Annotated in this window: 14 protein-coding genes, 2 tRNA genes and 2 pseudogenes; 9 read left to right on the forward strand and 9 right to left on the reverse strand. The window is 70.7% G+C overall.

The window, feature by feature from the left end; translation table 11 throughout:
* Positions 1–12 precede the first annotated feature (12 nt).
* Positions 13–501: a MarR family winged helix-turn-helix transcriptional regulator gene (locus E4N63_RS15470; RefSeq protein WP_230240960.1), complete on the forward strand. Its 489-nt coding sequence runs from the start codon at positions 13–15 to the stop codon at positions 499–501.
* A gap of 190 nt (positions 502–691) precedes the next feature.
* On the opposite strand, the gene E4N63_RS15475 is transcribed toward E4N63_RS15470, so the two are convergent.
* A tRNA-Arg gene (locus tag E4N63_RS15475) sits at positions 692–764 on the reverse strand.
* Between the two features lie 191 nt (positions 765–955).
* Positions 956–1,045, reverse strand: a tRNA-Ser gene (locus E4N63_RS15480).
* 622 nt (positions 1,046–1,667) lie between these two features.
* Here E4N63_RS15480 and E4N63_RS31145 point away from each other — a divergent pair.
* Both E4N63_RS31145 and E4N63_RS15490 read left to right on the forward strand, forming a co-directional pair.
* Complete coding sequence (locus tag E4N63_RS31145) at positions 1,668–2,015, forward strand: SSI family serine proteinase inhibitor (protein ID WP_230240961.1); 348 nt, start codon at positions 1,668–1,670, stop codon at positions 2,013–2,015.
* A 361-nt stretch (positions 2,016–2,376) separates the two neighbouring features.
* Positions 2,377–7,312 (forward strand): annotated as a pseudogene (locus E4N63_RS15490) (PAS domain-containing protein).
* Between the two features lie 250 nt (positions 7,313–7,562).
* Here the strand turns inward: E4N63_RS15490 and E4N63_RS15495 are convergent.
* The 3 genes from E4N63_RS15495 to E4N63_RS15505 all read right to left on the reverse strand — a co-directional run bounded on the left by E4N63_RS15495 (position 7,563) and on the right by E4N63_RS15505 (position 11,018).
* Positions 7,563–9,212, reverse strand: coding sequence for a long-chain fatty acid--CoA ligase (locus tag E4N63_RS15495; protein ID WP_230240962.1), 1,650 nt, complete (start codon positions 9,210–9,212; stop codon positions 7,563–7,565).
* A gap of 144 nt (positions 9,213–9,356) precedes the next feature.
* Positions 9,357–9,881, reverse strand: coding sequence for a SigE family RNA polymerase sigma factor (locus tag E4N63_RS15500; protein WP_125624828.1), 525 nt, complete (start codon positions 9,879–9,881; stop codon positions 9,357–9,359).
* A gap of 216 nt (positions 9,882–10,097) precedes the next feature.
* Positions 10,098–11,018, reverse strand: coding sequence for a DUF1906 domain-containing protein (locus tag E4N63_RS15505; RefSeq protein WP_125624827.1), 921 nt, complete (start codon positions 11,016–11,018; stop codon positions 10,098–10,100).
* Positions 11,019–11,936: 918 nt separating this feature from the next.
* Between E4N63_RS15505 and E4N63_RS15510 the strand changes: the two genes are divergently transcribed.
* Positions 11,937–12,080 (forward strand): hypothetical protein, encoded by a 144-nt coding sequence (locus tag E4N63_RS15510; protein WP_230240963.1) that lies wholly within the window; start codon positions 11,937–11,939, stop codon positions 12,078–12,080.
* 146 nt (positions 12,081–12,226) lie between these two features.
* Positions 12,227–12,574 (forward strand): hypothetical protein, encoded by a 348-nt coding sequence (locus E4N63_RS15515; protein WP_230240964.1) that lies wholly within the window; start codon positions 12,227–12,229, stop codon positions 12,572–12,574.
* Between the two features lie 175 nt (positions 12,575–12,749).
* Here the strand turns inward: E4N63_RS15515 and E4N63_RS15520 are convergent, their stop codons facing one another.
* From E4N63_RS15520 to E4N63_RS15535, 4 genes are all read right to left on the reverse strand, one after another.
* Positions 12,750–13,955, reverse strand: a complete 1,206-nt coding sequence (locus E4N63_RS15520; RefSeq protein ID WP_230240965.1) for a restriction endonuclease — start codon at positions 13,953–13,955, stop codon at positions 12,750–12,752.
* Positions 13,956–14,809: 854 nt separating this feature from the next.
* Positions 14,810–15,877, reverse strand: a complete 1,068-nt coding sequence (locus E4N63_RS15525; RefSeq protein WP_230240966.1) for a DUF262 domain-containing protein — start codon at positions 15,875–15,877, stop codon at positions 14,810–14,812.
* Between the two features lie 707 nt (positions 15,878–16,584).
* On the reverse strand, positions 16,585–17,250 hold the full coding sequence (locus E4N63_RS15530; RefSeq protein ID WP_230240967.1) for a YdcF family protein: 666 nt from the start codon (positions 17,248–17,250) through the stop codon (positions 16,585–16,587).
* A complete protein-coding gene (locus tag E4N63_RS15535; protein ID WP_230240968.1) occupies positions 17,247–18,041 on the reverse strand; it encodes a GntR family transcriptional regulator in 795 nt (264 codons plus the stop codon). The genes E4N63_RS15530 and E4N63_RS15535 overlap by 4 nt, the downstream gene beginning before the upstream one ends.
* A 610-nt stretch (positions 18,042–18,651) precedes the next feature.
* Here E4N63_RS15535 and E4N63_RS15540 point away from each other — a divergent pair.
* The 4 genes and pseudogenes from E4N63_RS15540 to E4N63_RS15555 all read left to right on the forward strand — a co-directional run bounded on the left by E4N63_RS15540 (position 18,652) and on the right by E4N63_RS15555 (position 20,545).
* Complete coding sequence (locus tag E4N63_RS15540; RefSeq protein WP_230240969.1) at positions 18,652–18,915, forward strand: DUF6284 family protein; 264 nt, start codon at positions 18,652–18,654, stop codon at positions 18,913–18,915.
* On the forward strand, positions 18,915–19,202 hold the full coding sequence (locus E4N63_RS15545; RefSeq protein WP_230240970.1) for a DUF6303 family protein: 288 nt from the start codon (positions 18,915–18,917) through the stop codon (positions 19,200–19,202). Before E4N63_RS15540 ends, E4N63_RS15545 begins: the two co-directional genes overlap by 1 nt.
* Positions 19,199–20,206 (forward strand): DUF2637 domain-containing protein, encoded by a 1,008-nt coding sequence (locus E4N63_RS15550; RefSeq protein WP_230240971.1) that lies wholly within the window; start codon positions 19,199–19,201, stop codon positions 20,204–20,206. Before E4N63_RS15545 ends, E4N63_RS15550 begins: the two co-directional genes overlap by 4 nt.
* Positions 20,206–20,545, forward strand: a pseudogene (locus tag E4N63_RS15555) (RRQRL motif-containing zinc-binding protein). The gene E4N63_RS15550 and the pseudogene E4N63_RS15555 overlap by 1 nt, the downstream one beginning before the upstream one ends.
* The last annotated feature ends 8 nt before the right edge of the window (positions 20,546–20,553 follow it).

Below are 20,553 nucleotides of genomic sequence, written 5' to 3' on the forward strand. Positions count from 1 at the left end.
ACGCTGAGCGGCATGCAGGACGAACCACGGTGGCTGTCCAACTGGGAGCGCGAGGCCTGGCTGGCCCTGGCTGGCCTCATGCTGAAGCTCCCCGGCGCCCTGGACGCCCAGCTCCTGCGCGACAGCGACCTCACGCTCTTCGACTATCTGGTGCTCAGCTCCCTGTCGATGACACCCGGGCGGACCATGCGGCTCAGCGACCTGGCCCACCACACCAGCAGCTCACTGTCCCGGCTGTCGAACGTCGTCAAGCGGCTGGAACGGCGCGGCCTGCTGCGCAGGGAGCCCGATCCGGACAACTCCCGCTACACCGTCGCGGTGCTGACCGACGCCGGCCTGCAGCGCGTGGTCGAGGCGGCTCCGGGGCACGTCGCGGCAGTGCGCCGTTACGTCATCGACGGACTGACCAAGGAACAGGTCGAGGTACTGCGCGAGGTGGCCTGCCACGTGACCCGGCAGGTCGACGGAGAACCGGAGAAGGCGCCGGAGACGCCATCGTGACGTGAGGGGCCGGCCCTTCGGCTCACCGGCGGCACCGCGAGGACAAGCCCGCTCCGCCCCTGCTCATGCGCGGGGATTCCGCCCCACCCGTGGCATCCGGCAACGAGGGCCGATCCCGACGGCTGTCGCTTCACTGCCGTACGGCACGCGAAAGCCCCCCGGATGATCTCCGAGGGGCTTCTGAGCTGTGCGCGCTCGGCAGGATTCGAACCTGCAACCTTCTGATCCGTAGTCAGATGCTCTATCCGTTAAGCTACGAGCGCTTGCTTTTCCGGCGTTTCCGGCCGGTCGGCGTTGCGGGAACAACATTACATGACCCGTCGCGTGAGGCGAAATCCATTGTCCGAACCTCGCCCGACCTGCGGAAACGGCCGTTCGGGGCCCTCTTGCGGACCAGCCGGGACGACGGAAGCCCCGGCCGTCGGCCGGGGCTTCGATGATCCTGGGGATCGAGCGGAGGCTCCGGGATTTGAACCCGGGATGGGGGGTTACCCCAAACCGCATTAGCAGTGCGGCGCCATAGACCAGACTAGGCGAAGCCTCCACAACCGCCCGCGTGAGCGCGAGTGGCGTGTGCAGATGATGGCACAGCCTCATGGGCTGTCACCAATCGGACCCCACGGTACTCGGCGCGCGGGCCTCAGGGCAAAGCCCTTACCGGTCCGCACCGGCTCCCCGGAGCACGGGACACCGCGGAGACGGCCGCTCGCCCGCGTCTCCCACCCCCGCTTCGGGCCGCGCTGTTTCCGGCCGGGGCCGCCGTCCCCCGCTCCGCGCACCGGTGTCCGTGCCCCCGGCGCCCCGGAGCGCCCGGCACCCAAACCTCGCACCCGCCGAGAGCACCCGCTCACACGTGCGTGCGCCCGCGGGTGGATCCGCTCGTACGTACGGACGCGGCCGGATTGCGCAACGCAACGGCGCGCCCAGCGTTAGGAGAGACGAGGCCGGTGGGTTCTGCCGGACCCGTCCGCCCCGGCGGGGACGGCGCGAGAGGCACCGTCCCTTCCCCCTCGCCGTCCACCGCACCCCAGGAGACCCCATGCCGCTCCGCCGTCTCGCCGCCGGCGCGCTCTGCGCGCTCGCGCTCCTCACCGCCGCCCCGCCGCCAGTGCCGGCGCGCCCCGTCCCCGCCGTCTTCCCCGGCCGCACCGGTGGACGGGTACCGCGTGCCCCCGGCAGGGGAGGACCGGCTGACCATCCTCGTCCGCGACGGCGGCGGCGACCGCATCCTGGAGGGCGCGTACTCGCTCGACTGCCACCCGCCGGGGGGCACCCATCCCCGGGCACGGGCCGCGTGCAAGCGGCTGGACGAACTCACCCGGTACGGCAGGAGCCCCTTCGCGCCCGTCCCGCCGCGCTCCGACTGCACCATGATCTACGGCGGTCCGGCCACCGCCCGGATCACCGGCTCCTGGGCCGGACGTCCGGTGAACGCCCGCTACAACCGCGTCAACGGCTGCGAGATCGCCCGCTGGAACCGCCTCCGCCCCGTCCTTCCCGACGTGGGCCACTGACCGGGCCGGCCGGGCTGCCTGCGTCCGGGACCCGTCAACCCCGGGAACAACCGGGGACACGGAACCGGAAGCACCGGAAGGGGAGCGCGGGCGGCTCCGCACGGGCCGCCCGCGCGCCCCGCCCCACCTCGCCCGGCACCGTCGGCGGCCTCCGCGGAACCGGCCGGGCACGATCGCACGTCATATGTCCGGTCTACGCGGACCTGGGCCGACCAGCACAAGGTCATCTTCTCCCCTCGCCTCATCCACCGCCGACCGCCGGGCGGCTGCCCGTAGACTCCCTCTAGTGACAGACCGCGGGACGCGCGCCACGATGTCCGGGGCTGTCGGCAATACGCGGTAACAGGAAGGAAGCGCCGACGTGAGCAGCAGGCCATCCCGAGGCGCTGCTCGCCTCGCCGCCATACTCGACGCACTGCCCGACGCCCTGTTGCTGGTCAACTGCAACGGCACCGTCGTCAACGCCAACACCATCGCCCTGGAGACCTTCGAGTCGCCCGGTACCGCGCTCGTCGGCCGCGGCCTGCTCGACCTGCTGCCGTCCTTCGACTCCAAGCGCATCCCCGGTTCGATGCGGCGCCCCGACGAGGACGACGAGGGCCGCACCAAGCCGACGCGGATGCTGGCCCGGCGCACCGACGGCAGCGAGTTCCCGGTCGAGGTGACCAGCGCGAACCTGGAGGACGGCCGCACGCCGTACGAGTCCGCGTTCGAAGCGGCCTACGCCGACCACCACCACTACACCGGTGACGAACTGCTGATGCTCGTCGTCCGGGACCTCACCGGCACCCTCGACACCGAAGCCGAACTGGCCCGCCAGCAGCGCCAGACCGAGATGATCCTGCGCGCGGCGGCCGAGGGCGTCATCGGCGTGGACGGGGAGGGCCGGGTCGTCCTGGTCAACCCCGCCGCCGCGCAGATCCTCGGCTACCGCGCGAGCGACCTCGGCGGCAAGGAACTGCATCCGCTGATCCACCACTCGCGCGCCGACGGCTCCCCGCTGCCCTTCGAGGAGACACCGCTCGCGGGCACGCTCAAGTCCGGGCTGAAGCACCGGATGCGCGGCCAGGTGCTGTGGGCGAAGGACGGGCGGCCGGTGCCCGTGGACCTCACCACCGCGCCGGTGCGGGACGGCGACCAGCTCGTGGGCGCCGTCCTGGCGTTCACCGACCGGCGGCAGTACGACGCCCTGGCCGCCCGGCACGCCCAGCTGCTGGCCGTCCTGGACCAGTCGCTGCGCGGGCCGCTGGACCAGCTCAGCGGTGAGCTCGGCGGGCTCGCCGCCGACCCGGGCGGACAGCTCTGGCCCGAGGCCAACCAGATCCTGCACCACCTGGCCGCCGGGTACTCCCGGATGACCACCCTCGTCGACAACGTCCTCGCCTACCAGCGGCTCGACACCGGCAAGGCGAAGCTGCGGCGGGAACCCGTCTCGATGGACGCGGTCGTCGCGGCCGGTGTCGAGGGCGCGGTCGAGCTGATCGGCCCGGGGCGCGCGCAGTTCGCGGTGCACGCCCCCGCGATCGAGGCGGAGGTCGACGGCGAGCGGCTGGCCACGGCCCTGGCGCATCTGATCGCGGATGTGGCGGGCGTCGACTCCACGGGCAACACCATGGCCGGAGGCGGCTCCGGTGACTCCACGATCGTCGTGGCCGCCGCCCAGCGCGGAGAAGTCGTACGGATCGAGGTCCGCGGCCCGTACACGGCGGGCGACCCCGTGCACGGGCCGATCGTGCGCGGCATCGTGCAGCGGCACGGCGGTGTGCTGCAGACCCACGAGGTGCCCGGTGTGGACGGCAGCGCGTACGTGCTCGAAGTGCCGCTCACCGCCGACGCCGGTTCCGCCGTCCGGCCGCAGGGCGACGCGGACCGCGACCGGGAGGGAGAGACGGCGGCCACGGTCATGCCGGTGCCGACGGCCCCCGCGCGCGGCACACCGGACGCACCCGGGGCCCCCGGCATGCCGAACGCGCGGGCGAGCGCTCCGGCTCCCGAAGCCGATGGCAACCCGGTCACGGACGCCACGGCAACGGCACCGGCCGGCGGTGGGCCAGCGGAGAGCGGTCCGGGCGACGGCGCCGGCACCGCACCCGGCGTTCCGGGACCGGCCCGCCCCCGTCGCGGCCCGCGCCGGGAGATCGGTGCGGGCCCGCAGACACCCGCGCGCGCGACGGCGCCCGCGCAGGCCGCCGCGCACCCCGGCACAGGCCCCTCGGCGCCCCCGCCGGCCGGCGTGCCATGCCGGCCCTGCCCCGGCCGCGGGCGACGCCGCCGGGCAGCAGGGCGGAACGGACGCGGCCGAACTGCGCCCGGTCGGCAACGGCCTCCCCTCCCCCGGCGGACCGGCCGCTCCGGCCGGTCCCGTGACACCGGGGCACCCCGCGACACCACCGCCGTCCGGTGACGCGGCGGACCCGGCCGCTGCCCGGCCCACCGGCCGGCGCCGCGGCCGTCCCAGCCCCGCCGAGGAGCAGCCCGGCGCGGGCGGTGTTCCCGCGGCCCCGCAGGCGGAGCCCGCCGCCCCGCAGGGCCGGCGGGCCCGCCACGGCGGGCCACCTGCCGCCGCACCGGGCGGCGCCGGACCCGCCGGACCGCAACAGGGGCGGCCGGCCCTGCCCGCGGCCGCACCGGCACCCGCGGCCGCTCAGCCCTATCCGCGGCCCGGCGGTGAGCACCCGAGCGCTCCGCCCCACCGGGCCGCGGTGGCGACGGCGCCTGCCGAGTGGCCGGTGCCGCGGGAGGACGTGAGCGGCGAGGACGACTACGCGTCCGCGACGCCCCAGGCCCCGTCCGCGGAGAACGCTCCGCGGCAGAACCCGGCGGGCCGTCGCGCCCGCCGGGTCCCCGGGCCGGCCGCCGAACCGGGCACCGGGGAACCCGTGGCCGGTGCCGGTACGGGCTGGGGCGCGCAGGCCACGCCCGGCCCGGCCGCGCTGCCGCGCCCGGCACAACCCCAGGACGCGCCGGTCGCCGCCGGAGGGCCGCAGCCCGGCGGCGGAACCGGCGCCCCCGCGGCGCAGAGCGGCGCCCTCCCACAACAGAGCGCCGGTGCCCCCACGGGCCGGCGCGCCCGCCGCGCCTCGCCCCGGGCGACCGGCCGATCCCCGAGCAGCCCCAGCCGCAGGCCCAGCCCCCGTCGCAGCCGCAGCAGCCGGTGTCCGGGCGGGTACAGCCCGGGCCCCAGGGGCAGCCGGGACCCGCCCAACCCCCGCCGCACGACAGGCGTTCGCACTGCCGCCCGCCGAGGCGGACCGGCAGCCGCCGCCCCCGCCCTCGGGCGCCCCGGCCGTCGCCGTCCCGGTGCCACCGGGTCCCGCGGGCTCCCCGCCCGCCCGGCCCCGGTGGCGGTGCGGGCGGCCCGCAGCCGTACGCACAGGAGAGCGCCGGCGGGCAGCCGTACGCCCAGGGCACACCCGCCGCCGGTCCCGGGCAGCAGCCGCGGCAACCACAGCCGTCACGGCCCCAGCCCGCACAGCCGTACGAGCAGGAGGCGCACGGGCAGCTCCCTCCCGGGGCGGACCGGGACCACACCCTCCGCAGCCGCACCGCTTCCCACCGGACGCCGCCGCGCCCGCCCCGCGCCCGACGCCGGACAGCCCGTGCCCGGCGGCACACCCCGGCTCCGCAGCCGGCCGCCGCCTCCACCGGGCAGCAGCCGCAGCCCGGTTGGGGCACCGACGGCCGGGGCGGCCACCCGGCCGCGACGCCGGCCCCGGCATCTGCCGCACCGGCACCCGCCCAGGCACCGGCGCACCCCGGCGGCTGGGGTACGGACGGACGCGGAACCGCCGCGGCCGCCGCGCCCGCAGGGGACAGCAGCAGACCGGTGCGCATCCGTACCCGCCGCAGCCCGCCCCGGAGGGCGCCACCCCGCCGCCCGGCGGCCCGCCACCACAAGCCGCCGTGCCCAGCCACCTCAGCCGACGGCGGAGGGGTCCGCACAGCCCGCTCAGCCTCGGCCCGCTCAGCCCACACAGCCCGCTCCGGCGGGGCAGGCGGTGCCGGAACCGGCACCCCGGCAGCAGACACCGGCGCCTCACCGGACGCCGCCACCGCCGCAGACACCGCGGCAGCAGGCCGTACCTCTCCGGCAGCTGCAGCAGCCCGCGCAGTCACAGCAGACACGGCCGCCGGTCACCACCGCCCAGGAGGCGGACACCACGCAGGGGCGCTCCATCAGCGTGCGCACCCTCGGCCAGGGTGTGCCGTTCGTCCAGCAGATCGCCGAGCGCAGCCGGGCACAGCAGCAGCCGCAGACCTCTCCCCAGCAGCCGTCCCCGCAGGCCGTCCCCCAGCCCGGCGGCCGGCGCCGCAAGCTGGCGGCCCCGCCGGAGACGGAGCCCACCGCGGGGACGCCCGCCGCCGCGCCCCCACCCGGGCGCCCCCGGCAGCAGACCGCCCCGCAGCCGAACCCGCAGCAGCCGCCCCGGCTGCTGGACTCGCAGGGTGACGGCCGCGCCTACGCGATAGGCGCTCCCCAGGAGGGTTCGGAGGGCCCGGAGCCGCTGGACGGCCCGAACGGCGCGGTCGACGTCACCGACGCGCAGACCGGTCCGCCGCTCGACGACGAGCTGCCGCCGGAGCCGCTGGACAATCCGCGCCGGCTGCTCGTCTGGCCGGTTCCCGACGTGGGCACCCAGCAGGCGCTGAGCGACCGCGGCTACCGCCCGGTGATCGTCAACTCCCGCGAGGAGGTGGACGCGCAGATCGCCGCCTACCCCGCGGCGCTCTTCGTCGACCCGCTGACCGGGCCGATCACCCGGACCGCGCTGCAGTCGCTGCGGGCCGCCGCGGTGGCCGCCGAGGTGCCCGTGCTGGTGACGGCCGGTCTCGGCCAGGCCACGCGGGAGGCCGCGTACGGAGCCGACCCGGCGGTGCTGCTGAAGGCCCTCGCGCCGCGGGACAGCGAACAGCACCCGCCGCGTGTCCTGCTGATCGAGGAGCGCGACGCGATCGCGGGCGCCCTGACGGCGACACTGGAGCGGCGCGGCATGCAGGTGGCGCGCGCCGTCTCGGACGCCGACGCGGTGACACCGGCGGCGCAGATGCGGCCGAATCTGGTGGTGATGGACTTGACGCAGGTGCGCCGCCGCCGGGCCGGCATCGTGGACTGGCTGCGCGCGAACGGGCTGCTGAGCCGCACCCCGCTGGTCGTCTACACCTCGGCCGGTATCGACCCGGCGGATCTGCAGCTGCTGAGCACGGGCGAGACGGTGCTCTTCCTGGCCGAGCGGTCGACGAGCCCCGAGGTGCAGGACCGCATCGTCGATCTGCTCGCGAAGATCGGCGCCAACTGACCGGCCGGACCCCGGTTCCCGCTCGGTGCGGGCCGTCCGGCTCGGCGGCCGCGCCGTTGCCGTTCCCGTGTTCCCGTGTTCCCGTGGCCGGCTCCCCGACCGGCGCCCGCCCGCGGGCCCGGCGCCCTGGCCGGATCCTGCGACGGCCCTGAGACGACAGGCCGCCGCCACCCCGCCCGTGGGCGGAGCGGCGGCGGCCGTTTCGCGGTCCGGCGCCGGGGCCGGCGGGCGTCCGGCAACCGGACCCCGGTCACACCTCGCTGACGTCCAGCTGTCCCTCCGCGTACTGCTTGCGCAGCACCTTCTTGTCGAACTTGCCGACGCTGGTCTTCGGCACCGACTCGATCAGCGACCAGCGCTCCGGCAGCTGCCAGCGGGCGATCCGCTCACCGAGGAAGGTCTTGAGCGCCTCCAGGTCGGCGGTCGCCCCCTCCTTGAGCACGACCGTCGCCAGCGGGCGCTCGCCCCACTTCTCGTCCGGTACGGCGACGACCGCCGCCTCCGCGACCTCCGGGTGTCCCATCAGGGCGTTCTCCAGCTCGACGGAGGAGATCCACTCGCCACCGGACTTGATGACGTCCTTGGCGCGGTCCGTGAGGGTGAGGTAGCCGTCCGGGCTGATGGTGCCGACGTCACCGGTGCGCAGCCAGCCGTCAGGGCTGAACTTGTCCTCCGGGCGGAAGGGTTCGCCGTCCCCGCCGCCGTAGTACGCGCCCGCGATCCACGGTCCGCGCACCTCCAGCTCACCGGCGCTCTGTCCGTCCCACGGCAGGAAGTCACCGCCGGGCCCGGCCAGCCGTGCCTCGACGGAGGCGGGGAAGCGGCCCTGCGTGATGCGGTATGCCCAGGCCGCCTCCTCGTCCGCCCCGGCCGGCGGGTGCGCGATGCTGCCGAGCGGCGAGGTCTCCGTCATGCCCCAGGCGTGCACGACGGTGATGCCGTGCCGCTCCTCGAAGTCCCGCATCAGGGAGGGCGGGCAGGCGGAGCCGCCGATGACGACGTTGCGCAGCGAGGAGACGTCGCGCGGCTTGGCGTCCAGTTCGGCCAGCAGGCCCTGCCAGATGGTGGGGACGGCGGCGGCGAGCGTCGGCCGCTCGCTCTCGATCATCTCGGCGAGCGGTGCGGGCTGCAGGAAGCGGTCGGGCATCAGCAGCGAGGTGCCGGCCATGAAGGCGGCGTGCGGCAGACCCCAGGCGTTGACGTGGAACATCGGCACCACGGGCAGCACGGTGTCGGCACCGGTGGCGCCGAAGGACTCGCCGCTGTTCGACTGCATCGAGTGCAGGTAGATCGACCGGTGGCTGTAGGCGACGCCCTTGGGGTCACCGGTGGTGCCGGAGGTGTAGCAGAGGGCGGCGGCCTCGCGCTCGTCGATCTCCGGCCAGGCGTAGTCGGACGGGCGGCCGGCGATGAGCTCCTCGTAGTCGTGCACGCGGGGCCGGCAGCCGTCCAGGACGGAGCGGTCGCCCGGCCCGTTGACGACGACGTGCTCGACGGTACTGAGAGCGGGGAGCAGCGGGGCGAGCAGCGGCAGCAGCGAGCCGTCGACGATAATGACGCGGTCGGCGGCGTGGTTCACGATGAAGGCGAGCTGGTCGGCCGGCAGCCGGAGGTTCAGGGTGTGGAGCACCGCGCCCATGGAGGGGATCGCGAGATACGCCTCCAGATGGACGGCGTTGTTCCACATCAGCGTGGCGACACGCTGGTCACCGTGTACGCCGAGTTCGTCACGGAGCGCGTGAGCCAGCTGCCCGGCGCGCTCCCCCACCTCGGCGAAGGTCCGGCGCTGCGGGGCGCCCTCACCGGTCCAGGTGATGACCTGCGAGGTGGCGTGGATCGTCGAGCCGTGCCGCAGAATGCGGCTCACGGTCAGGGGTACGTCCTGCATTGTGCTCAGCACCGTCGGCCTCCCGGGGCAGCGGTTACGCAGCGGTAATGTGCCGCTGATTCTGCGGCCATACCACTCGGTATGTCACTACCCCTGAGGTAACGCTTCTGCAATCCGGCCGCTCCGCGGTCCCCCGCCGGGGGGCGCGGCCGCGGGTCAGTCGCGCACGGGCCGCAGCTCCGGGTCCTCCCGCAGCTTGGCCAGCGCCCGGGAGACCGCGCTCTTGACGGTGCCGACGGAGACTCCGAGCACCTCGGCGGTCCGCGCCTCGCTCAGGTCCTCGTAGTACCTGAGGACGACCATGGCCCGCTGGCGGTCGGGCAGCCGCATCACGGCACGCCACATCGCGTCGCGCAGCACCTGCTGCTCGGCGGGGTCCGGCCCGGGGGCGGCCTCGCGCTCGGGGAGCTCGGCGCAGGCGAACTCGTCGATCCGGCGCTTGCGCCACTGGGAGGTGCGGGTGTTGATCAGGGCGCGCCGGACATAGCCGTCCAGCGCCCGGTGGTCCTGTATCCGCTCCCACGCGACATACGTCTTGGTCAGCGCGGTCTGCAGCAGGTCCTCGGCGTCGCACGGGTCCGGTGTCAGCGAGCGGGCGGTGCGCAGCAGCACCGGCCCGCGGGCCCGTACATAGGACGTGAAGTGGGTCGCGGTCGCACTGGTGCGGACTGGCGTGGTCATGGCTCAACGCTAGGAGCGGGCTCACCGCGGCGGATCGCCCGCAGGTGCCGAAGCCGCGTCCGCCTCAGGTTGTAGGGGTGTACTCAGGTGCACCCCCTCCGGGTGGAGAGGTGTCGTTCCCCGGGATCGGGACGGCCTGGGGCGAGGACCGCGGTCCGGGCCGGCCGTCTCCGGTACGGCGGGACGCCGCGGGGACGGAGAAGGGCGGTGGCCGGCTCAGCCGATGACCGCGACCGGGGCGTCCACCGCGTTGCGGTCGATCTGCATCGGCACCCCGCCGTGGCGCTCGGTGACGTCGCCCGCGTACTGGTGGATCCTGCGGTGCGGCTGCCAGGCATCCCGGTCCAGGACCGGTTCGTCGTCGACCGCCGGTTCGACACCCCAGCGAGCGAACCACATCACCTCGGGGAGATCCCGTACACCCTCCCGGCGCGCACGCTCCATGTGCGCCACGCCGGCTCCCGCGCTGCTGTAGAAGCCGGGGAGGTACCCGCGCCGGCGGACCTCGCGGCTCCAGGCCCGGACGAAGCGCAGGGTGGTGTCGGCGCACCGGGTGTCGTCGTGGTCGTACGCCTCCATGTCGAGGTAGAGGGGGCTGCGTTCGGCCATGCCGAGCGCGGCAGCGCGGCGCACGGCGTCACGGCCCTCCGCCGAGCCCTCGCTCCAGGGATCGTCGCCGATGGGGGTGTGCTTCTTGTTGTCGCTGTGAACGCAGGGGGACTGGGACCCGACGTAGAGCGGCAGCAGCCGCCAGCCCGCGCGGTGCACGGCGAGCGTCCAGCGGCGGTTGAGGTTCGGTTGCCGCTTGCAGGCCCGCCCTCTGCCGCCGAAGTAGACGCCCACGGCCCGGTAGTGGGACTTGCGCCAGGCGTTCATGGCGCCCAGGGACGGCGTACGGCAGGTGTCGAACCCGTACCCCCGGAAGATCTCCGCGCCCTGCTCGCGCGGATCGCCGGATCCGGCATCCGGCCCGCCGCCGGAGCTGCCGGAACCACCGGCCGGAACCGCACCGGTACCGGCGGGGCTCGCCGCGGACGGCGCGGCGGCGGTGGGCGCGGAGAGCAGTCCCCCGATGAACGAGGCCAGGGCGGTCAGCATGGCCACGAGGTATTGGATGATCTTCTTTCGTCGTTCCATACGGGGAAGTGAAAAGGTTCCGGAGCCACGGCGGCGGGCGGACACGCGACGGAGACCATGGAGATCATCCGTCTGCACCAAGGACGTCCCGGAACCCACCGAGCACCGCGCCCCCACTCCCACCAGGGCGGACACCCCACCACCCCCGGCCCGCCCTGCGCGAACTTGCCGCACCGGCCCGGCTGTGGCAGGAGGGCCACCCAGAGATCCCGGCCGCGTCGCCGGCAGGACTCGGTGCACGTATCGATCGGCGATTACGGAAACGGAAGCCACCCGAACGGGACGGCCCGCCTGCGCCTGGGGCACACGGCCGACCGCCGAGCCGGCAGCCGGCAGCCGGCGCACACAGGAACGGCCCGTGACCGGCTGAGCGGGCCACGGGCCGTCTTACGCGCGGAGGGTGTGGGATTTGAACCCACGGTGGTGTCGCCACCACGACGGTTTTCAAGACCATCCTTCCGCACAGGGAGATACAGCTCTGACCTGCCCTTTTTCCCTCGCGGACCACGCGTTCGGTTCGTATTGGCCGGAGGTTGGCCACTCCTCCTTCTTGTTGCGCAGAAAGTGGTGCGGGGCGGGAGCGACGTCGGGCGAGCGGCACCAGAGCAGCGCCGGCTGTTGTCCGATGGGTCTTTGATGGTCGTCGTTGGTCACCCTGGGCCACCCTTCGACGGCCCACAGACGGCCCAGCTTTCAACCGCCCGCAGAGGGGCACGATTCAAGCGACGCCGACAGCCGACCAGGGCTGCTGTGCGCCGTCGTCGTCCAGGGTCGTTGATGTCAGCGGTCAACGGAACAGCTCAGGCACCGGGCAAAGCCTCCAGCGGCTCCTCCGACCGGTCGGCCCAACGCCACCAAACGTGCCGACCGGTACACCTCAGTAGTGTCCGGCAGGCACGCCGGCCATCGTCCTCCCGCTTGACGAGGACGAAGCCGCCGGACGTCATGTGCTGGCTGCACTTGGGACAGGCCGGGGTGTCGTCGGTCATGCGGCGCACCCGGCGGAGCGACCGCTTCGCCCTGAAGCAACTTGGGCGGGGACGCAGCCTTGGGCTGGTGTGATCCTCACTTGCGTTGATGGTCCGCAGGTGTGCGCTGGTGTGGTGGCATTGTCACGCAGTTAGACACTCACCCGACGTAAGGGCCAGGCTCATGCACAACGTTTCTACGGCTTCCCTGCCGCTGGGTGCGCACCGCATAGTGCAGGAGTGAAACTGGCGATCACCATCCTTACTGCGGCCAGCGGCGTACTCCCGGCGCTTGGCGTCTGGCTACTCTGGCGGCGAGTTGACAGCCGACGAGATCGCCTCAGACGGAAGCTCCGAAGGTACGAACAGATCATGGGAGACGCTGGGCTTTCAGATGAGGAACGTAGGATCAGGCTGGAACGAGAGGTGCCCAGCGAGAGCACCTGGGGTGACCTCCTGCACATTCGAGAGCGCATCGAGCTCGTAAGCCTCGAACAGGCACCAGAGATCACAGCTCCTGCCGTGCTTGCCTCCGTCGGCCTGCTATGCGCAACCGTCGCGGGCCTGCTGTCTACGTGGTTTGACTGACGATCCTGACGACGATTCGTAGGAACCTGGCAGGTTCCCGTGGTCTCTGCCCGACTACATCGGTATACGGCTCCGGAGTGCGCGTGAGCTAGGGGCATAGCGGCTGCTCAACGGCCTGCAGCGGGTTGGATGAGGCCGCCGAAGTCCACAAATAGGCCGCGAGCCGCCTGGGCACCTACTCCAGCAGGATTTCCTCCGGTCGGCGATTGGTGACTGCTGTCTCGCGGACACGCAGTATGTGCTCGATGCAGGCTTCGAGGTCTCCACCGTGATCGTCCCGGGCCATGCTCCTGAGCTCCCGCGCCAGATCCAGCCCGTTGACCAGAACGATCGGGTATTGGTCCTCGATCATCTCGGTCTGCGCCGGCATGGAGTAGGCCCCGGTCGTCACGTAGACGCCGATCCAGCCGCGGCGGAGCCGAGCCACGACACGAGCAATCTGGTCGGCGGAGACGACATGATCGAGTCGGACGCACTTTGCCTGACCTAGGACAACCAGGCTGGTGCCTGCCAGTCCGCTGCCGATGTCAAGCCTTCCGACGAAGTCAGCCCCTCCGTCGCCGGACCGCTGGGTCAGCCACCCTTCGAGGTAACTGTTCCCAGCACCCCGCAGAACGCGCGCGGCGACCGCGGAGGCCACAGCCTCGAAGTCGTGCTTGCGCCCGTCGAAGTACTTGTAGATCAGCTCCAGGTCCTTAGCCTTGGCCGTGCCCGGCTTCGGTCGTTGGTCAGGCACCTTGGTCACCTTGGCCCGTGCAACCCGCCGACGGAGTCGCGGAAGCTCCGAGCCGCCGTTTCTGACCCACTCTCGCCACGCTCGCGGTGCAAGTTCGAGCGTATCCGCATCTCTCAGGGTTTTGTTCCTACGAGAGTCGATCCACTCCCAAGCGACCTTGTCGTTCTCGTCGGTGAGGTCGAGAAGGGCGACGTCGTACACGTAGTTGGTGAACGTAGTGTGGTCGCTCCCGCCCCACTGCACCAGTCGCTCAGCCCGCTCAATAATGCCCAGCCCGCAGAACTCGACGTGTCCCTTGACCTTCCCGCTGCGGGACACCGCCCTGAACAGCAGCAGCGGGGCGGCGCCAGCCCGTTCCTCAGGCGTGCGTCCCTGATGCCCTGCGAACGTGTCAAGCAGGGCGGCGTTTCCGACGGTCTTCCCCGGATCGACCGTGGTGGTGGCTTTGTGATCGCCGAAGTAGCGGACGTGCCCGTTGTCCATGTCGAACACGTCGTGCCAGGGCGTCTGCTCAGTACCAGCCTTCCAAGGGCTTGACCGCACGAGGATCACGGGCCTCCTCTCCCCGCTCGGAGTGCGCACCTTCGCCACACCGTTGATGCCAGCCTCCAGCAAGGCCCGCGGGAGACCCGGCGAGTGAGTCACGTGATGGAAGTTGGGAAATCCATCCAGGACTACTGGCTGGGGGTCCTTTCCAGAGGCATAACGATATACCTGTCCCACTCTCAGTTGACGACTCACGTATCCCCCGATGTGCCCGTGTTCGCGATAACAGTTCTTAATTCGCCTCGCCCGAGGAATTCATGGGCAAGCTCGCCGGGTTGGATAGTACGCTAGGTGACCCCGGCCTCTGCGATCACTTTCAAGCAATCGATCCAATGAACGAACCGCGGAATTCCAGAAACTTTTTGCCGGGCATGAGCGTGGACGTTAGTCATGCCGGGACGAAAGAATCGGCGCATTTTTCGATATGTTTCATCACTTTTGTGTGCGCAGTAGTTTCGAACCGCTCGAATCTCGACGATCGGGTTTGATGTCGACTGATTGTACGGCAGGGACAGAACGTGGGATGTTACGGCGGCGTGAAGTGGGTGGACTGCAGCTAGGTCTAGAGCTTGGCAGACGTCGAGCAGCATCTCCGGGGCGGGCCAGATCGGCTCGCCCCCAAGGAGCTTGATTCTATTCGATTGGAGGGGGGCGTCTGTTACAAGCTTTCGAATTGCCTGAGATTCAGTGCGTGGTTGTCCAGGACTGTAGATGGCACCCGAAATTCCTTGAACATCGCCGCTGGCGCTCAGGATTATGACTGATCGATTGAACCTTCCCCAAGCGTCCCATAGCGAGGTGATGCACCCCTCTACGGCTGGGACGTAGGGGATCTTGTAGGAGTTGACGACGCTACTGGATAAAGTCGAATGGAATGCCGCTTCGATCTCGTCTGCCTCTCGGGCGAAACCGGCGCCAATTGCCTTCAGGGGCTGTGTAGGCACAATTCCCCCCTAGAGGTCGTAAAAGGACTTTCCGGCGAGTGCGTGGCAGAAGTATTCGAAGCGGGTCTGGCGGCTGGGCATTCGCTGACTGCTTGAGCGCGCCTCGATGAAGGGAAGGGCCCTAGGGTCAAGGTCCTCGGCCGGCGTTTCGATCGCCGTATTGAGGTCGCCAATAGCCTTGATGATCTGGGTGCGGTCCCGAAGCATCTTGCTTGCGTCCTCGACGCGTGTGAAGTCGAGTCGCCCCTCTGGGAGCTTTCCCTTGGCGTACATCACAGCGGCAGCCAGCATGAGGAAGTGAGGGCGGCCGACAATTGCTTCGCCGCGGAACTCTTGAAGGAGGTCTTCCACTGTCGAGATGATGTCTACGAACAGGTCCTCGCCAGGGAGTTCTGCTGCGATAGTGGTCATCTGCTGTTCGTAAAGTCTTGTGATGTTGGAGTCCGCCCCTTCACCGACGCCGTTGATTAGATAGCCAATCAACTCGGCAACGGTCGAATGGTCCACCATTCGAACGCGCTCGCGAGGCGAGATTACGCCAAGGCTCCATACCTCGCGAACTGTGTGAGAGAGTTGCTTCACATGCGAGGAAAAGTCGGTATCGAATCGCGCGTTCCGCAACTCCGGCCCGTTAACCGGTACGGCGTATGAGTTAATTCGGAGAAATACCTCCAGTACGTCATCGTCGCTCGCGTTGATCAGCTGTTCGCATGTGAGCTTGTAAGCGAGAAAGTTGTCCTTTTCTTCGCCGCTGAGGTCTGCATATCGCTTCCCTTTGTACTCGCCGGCCTTTGCAGTCAATGCGAACTTCCCTGCGGCGAACGCAATGATGGTCCTGAGTCGCTGCTGACCGTCTACGACGTCGCGAATGGTTCGCCGCGTATCTCTATCGATGTTGGTGCGAAGGAGCAGTTTTGGAATGGGGTAACCGCGGATGATCGAGTCGATGAGGTAGCTGCGTGCGGGTGGGGACCATACAGGGCCGCGCTGAAATATCGGGTTCAGGTTCAACTCATCGTCGTCATTCCATTTCAAGAACTCGGCAATGGTGAAGGTTTGGGGCGCGCTACCCTGCACTATTACTCCTCCTGGGACTTTCAGTGCTGAACCGGACGAGCGGCATCATGATCAGGGCTAGCCTAGCCCCAGGTGGCGACTGTGTGAGGGCGTTTCAGGACGAAACGAGTGGGGGTCGCCCCTATCCGGATACATCTGAGGTGGCGGGCTCATATCAGAGAGGGCTCGTACTTGCGGGGCTATCGGTGGGGGGTGCTCCCCTACCACTGCCACCTCAACTCCCATCCCGTCCGCCGTCGACCCACACACCGTGGAGCAGGCACGGCACCGGGCGTCCAGGTGGAGCGCGCCACTGCACGAGCGACCTGGACGCCCGGTGCAGCGCCAGCTCGGCTCTGCCTGGGTCGACGGCAGATGGGAGCTCCCCACCACCACCCCGCCGGCCGGCACCCGCGTCCGGTGCCCCCGCCATCCCGGAGTCTGGGCGCCCCGCCGGAGGCACCGTCTTGAGCCGCCGTGCCGCCTCAACTGCCCCGGGAGTTCGTCGCCCATCAACCAAGTCAGGCGTGCGGCAGGCGGCTGGGCTGGAGTGGGGCGCAAACAGGAGCGCAGGCCCGGGCGACGGGCCGCGCGCGGCGGGTGCCTGTAGAGAAAGGTGACCGCACTGGGATCGTCCGGGTTCAAGACCGATCGTCACTTCCGCTGACCAGAACTTTCCGGCTCTGTCCGGGTCGACACGCAGGCTCCTGGGCCGACCGCGAGGTTCTTCAGTCGCGTGCCGCGGCCGTCGGAACGAGACGGCTCGTGAAGCCGTGAGCAACGAGACGGCGATACGCCATCTCAACTTCCGCCGGGATCTTCTGACGGAGCATGAACCCTTCTTCTGGGTAGATCATGAGTCGCTGCTGCGCTCCGACCAGCATGTCAATGACCAGGCGCTCGTCGCCTATTGAGGCGATGTACTCCGTAAAGCTCATCGGTGCGGAAGCGCAGATCCACTCCACATCGGGCCAAAGCTTCTGGGCCGTTGCGTACGCGCGTCGCTCCTCGTACGGCTTGCAGACGAGCAGGACAGACGAAACGGCGATGTCCTGGTCAGCAAGCAGCGCACGCGAGAACGTGATGTTCTCTCCGGTGTTCCGGGCGTTCGGTTCGACAAGGATGACGTCCGCCGGCACCCCGAGTTCCAGGGCCCGCTCCCGGTAGTGCTCTGCTTCGCCGCGCGGCATCCGGTCACGGGTGGTCCGGCTGGTCGCTCCCGTGAAGACGATCAGGGGAGCCATCCCGTCCCGATACAGGGCCACCGTGGTGTCGGCGACCCCGAGATCATGGCTCCCCAGGCCGATGGCCACCGAACACGGCCGTACCTCGTGCCCCATCTGCTGGAAGTCCCAGAGTCGTCGCGCATCCGCCCATGACTGCTGCGAGATCACTTCGTGTCTCCGTCTTCCGCTGCCGAGTCGGGCACCTTGAAGTCGTACGTCCATGAGAAGCGTGTGGCCGCGTGCACGCCAAGCGCGAATTCGACCACCGTGCCGTCGGCCGTGAACGTCGTTCGGTGCAGCTCCACGACCCACTCACCAGGGGCGAGCTGCAGGAGCTGCACTTCGTCAGTGGTGGGCACTCGGGCGAACAGCGTCTCTCGCATGTGGTCGATCTCGTACCCCGCGTCGTACAGCACGCGGAACCCACCGCCCCGGCCGGCCGGGCCCGGAGTCGGGTCGACAATGCGCGTCCCCTCGACGTGCTCCGGGCGGTAGTAGCTGGTCAGTGTGTGCGTGGGCTGCGCTCCTTCCTTGACCAGGCGCGCGCGAGCGTAGACGTCGGCTCCCTCGGGCAGGCCGTGCGCTGCCGCGACTACCGGTGGCGCAGGGACCTTGCTGACCGTCTGCGTCTGTTCGTTACGCCGGTATGCGCGGCCGGACGCCACCCGGTCCGCGATGAAGGCGACTTCGTCGCCGTCCCTCCACTTGGCTTTGTCGTACCGCTCGATTCCGAGCCGCTTGAGCGGCGGCCGGTCGCGTACGACCGTGCCGTGGCCACGGGAAGACGTCACCAGCCCTTCGGCTTCCAGCGCCTTGTAGGCCGCGTGGACAGTGGACTTGGAGCCTTCACCGGCCTCCACCAAGTCCCTGATCTGCGGCAACTGCTCACCGGGCGCGTATTCGCCGGACCGGATCTTCTCTGCGATCCGGTCCGCAAGCTCTCGCCACTTCGGCGCCATCAGAACCTCCCGTCGACTTCGACCAGTGAAACACAGTCCCAGGACTGTTGACAGTCCTGGGACTGTGGGCCATTGTCTTCTCAAGCGCCTCGCAGTCCCAGGACTGCAGAGCGTCGCGGCCTTCTTTGGGCTGCGCCTATGCACGGAGCGGGGACGCTGCAATCCCGCTAAAGGCCAGGTGGAACAGGGCTTCGGCCCGTGCTGGCGAGGTGGCCCGGTGACCGCGAGCAACGGCCGGAGAGTGGGGACGCGATCCCCCTTGCAGTGCTTTACCCCGAGTGATCTCGACTGAGAGGAACCCCGTTGTACCAACGACATCGGTGGGCGCCGCCGTGATGGATCGGCCGGCGAGCGCCAGTACGGCATTCCGGTCCGCGAGTGGAACACGCACTCGCGGCTAATCCGATCCGCCCTCTTCCTGCCATCGCAGCGGCTAGCGCTGCGGCCGGTTGCCTCCCTCGCCCGTCCGGGCCCGCGTACCGCGCGGAGTCCGTACGGACGAGGTGTGGGGAGCCGAGACGTTTCCGGCTGCCACGGCAAGCGGCTCCCGGGGTGCCACCCGGGAGCCGCGGTTCGGGCCGTTTCACCTTGAGAGAGGACACCACGACCCATGAAGCACATCGGTGCTGTTCAGGCGGTTGTTACCGCCGACGAGTTCGACCGCGAGCCGACGGATGCCGAGCTGGACGCCATCGCCTACGAGACGCCGCTGATCGTCGCGGAGGTCGAGTTGCTGGACGTGCAGATCAGCCTGCTGGACCGGCCCGCGACGGAGTGGGACACGCGCCGGCTGCGGCGGGCCAGCCGCAAGGTGCTGGCCGCGCGGCGCGAGCTGACCAACCGCGGCGCCACGGTGTCGGGGGTGGTGGCGTGATGGCGGGCGAGTTCACGGCGCAGATGTCGAGGCGTCGGGGCCGGTGGCGCCTGTACGTGGCGTTGATGAACAACGCCGCGCGGTGGCCGGAGTACAGCTTCGAGCATGGCGGGCCGGTGCCGACGCTCACGGACCGTGTGAACGCGCTCAGCGTGCTCGGCTTCGAGCCGGTGCCGGGCGCGCAGTGGCAGTGGACCGAGGACAGCGAAACCCCCTTCGACCCGTGCTCGCCGGTGCTGCTGATCGCCGCGATTCGGGTCCGTTCATGGGCGGGGGTGGGCGCGTGAACGGCGTTCAGATCCGTTCAGCCGAGCGCGCTCTGTCGGCTGGTACTTGGCTGATCGTGGCGGGCGCGATGCTGTACTCGATTCTCACCGTCACCCCGCTCGCGGCCGAGCACACGCCGGATGAGTGGGACTGGACGGCGCCGATCCTGCCGCTCGTGGTCGATGCGGCCGTGGTCATCGTGGTCCGCCTGGATGCGGCGCTGGCCCGCTTGGGCGGGCACGGCGGCCGGTGGCCGGTGGTCCTGCGCTGGATGACCGGCTGTATGACTCTGGCCCTGAACGTCGCAGATTCCGCCCTGGCCAAAGACCTGGTCGGGGTGGCTGTGCACGCGGTCGCGCCACTGCTGCTGATCGTCACCGCCGAGACGGGCCTGGCCTACCGGCGGGCGATCGCCGACGCCGTCACCGCACTGGAGGACAAGCAGCGGGCCGAGCGCGAGGAGCGCGAAAGGGCGGCTGCCGAGCGGCGTGAGGCGGCTGCACGGCGGGTTCGTGAGGAGCGCGAGCACGCCGCGCTGCTGGCGCGTGAACAGCGGGAACACGAGGCCCGGTTGGCCCGCGAGCAGGCCGAGCGGGAAGAGCGGGCCCGGCGCGAGGAACGGGAGCGGGCGGAGGCTCGCGAGCGTGCCGAGCGCGAGGAGCGTGAACGCGCTGAACGTGAGCGTGAACGGCTCCGGCTGGAGCGTGAACGTCGTGAGCGCGCTGAGGCCGAGCGCCGCGAGCAGGAGCTGCGGGAGCGGGCCGAGCGTGAGCGCCGTGAACGGGCCGAGCGCGAGGAGCGGGCCGAGCGTGAACGCGCCGCGCTGCTGGCTGCCGGACCGGCCGCGGACAAGCTCCCCGAGGAGCGCGCCCGCCAGATGGTGCGGGCCGCGTTCGAGGCCGGGTTGCCGGTACGGGCCGCCGCCGAGCTGTGCGGCTGGTCGGTCGGGTGGGTCTCCGCCCGCTACGCCGAGCACCGCGAGCCCGGCAACGGTGGGGCTGAGCTGGCCATCGCAAGCCGCTGATGGCCGCCGTTCCGGTCTACCCCTGGCGCTTGGCGTCGGACGGGTTGGCCACCCGCCGGCAGCTCCGCGCCCTGGGCTTACGGCCCGGTGGTCAGGACGTTGCCGCCCAGCTCGAATGCCCCCGCCGCCGGCGGGGGCCGCTGGTCGCCTACCTCTACCGCATCGACCTGGCCCAGCCCGTGCGGCCCATGACCCCGGCTCGCTGGGTGGCCCTGTCCAGGGCCAACGCCGCCCGCCGCACCTGCCCGCAGTGCCACCACGACGCCGGATACGTCATCCCTGCCGCACTCGGGATGTGTGTCCTGCGCCTATCCCGACGACGAACAGCGCGCCGCCTGAACCCCTTC

It is taken from the genome of Streptomyces sp. MNU89, assembly GCF_020982505.1.
GTDB lineage: Bacteria > Actinomycetota > Actinomycetes > Streptomycetales > Streptomycetaceae > Streptomyces > Streptomyces xinghaiensis.

What these genes read in the sequence shown, in the direction of transcription:
- E4N63_RS15470 (WP_230240960.1), top strand. Translation starts at nt 13, where the DNA reads ATGCAGGACGAACCACGGTGGCTGTCCAACTGGGAGCGCGAGGCCTGG.
- E4N63_RS15500 (WP_125624828.1), bottom strand. Translation starts at nt 9,881, where the DNA reads ATGACCACGCCAGTCCGCACCAGTGCGACCGCGACCCACTTCACGTCC.
- E4N63_RS15505 (WP_125624827.1), bottom strand. Translation starts at nt 11,018, where the DNA reads ATGGAACGACGAAAGAAGATCATCCAATACCTCGTGGCCATGCTGACC.
- E4N63_RS15535 (WP_230240968.1), bottom strand. Translation starts at nt 18,041, where the DNA reads ATGGCGCCGAAGTGGCGAGAGCTTGCGGACCGGATCGCAGAGAAGATC.
- E4N63_RS15540 (WP_230240969.1), top strand. Translation starts at nt 18,652, where the DNA reads ATGAAGCACATCGGTGCTGTTCAGGCGGTTGTTACCGCCGACGAGTTC.
- E4N63_RS15545 (WP_230240970.1), top strand. Translation starts at nt 18,915, where the DNA reads ATGGCGGGCGAGTTCACGGCGCAGATGTCGAGGCGTCGGGGCCGGTGG.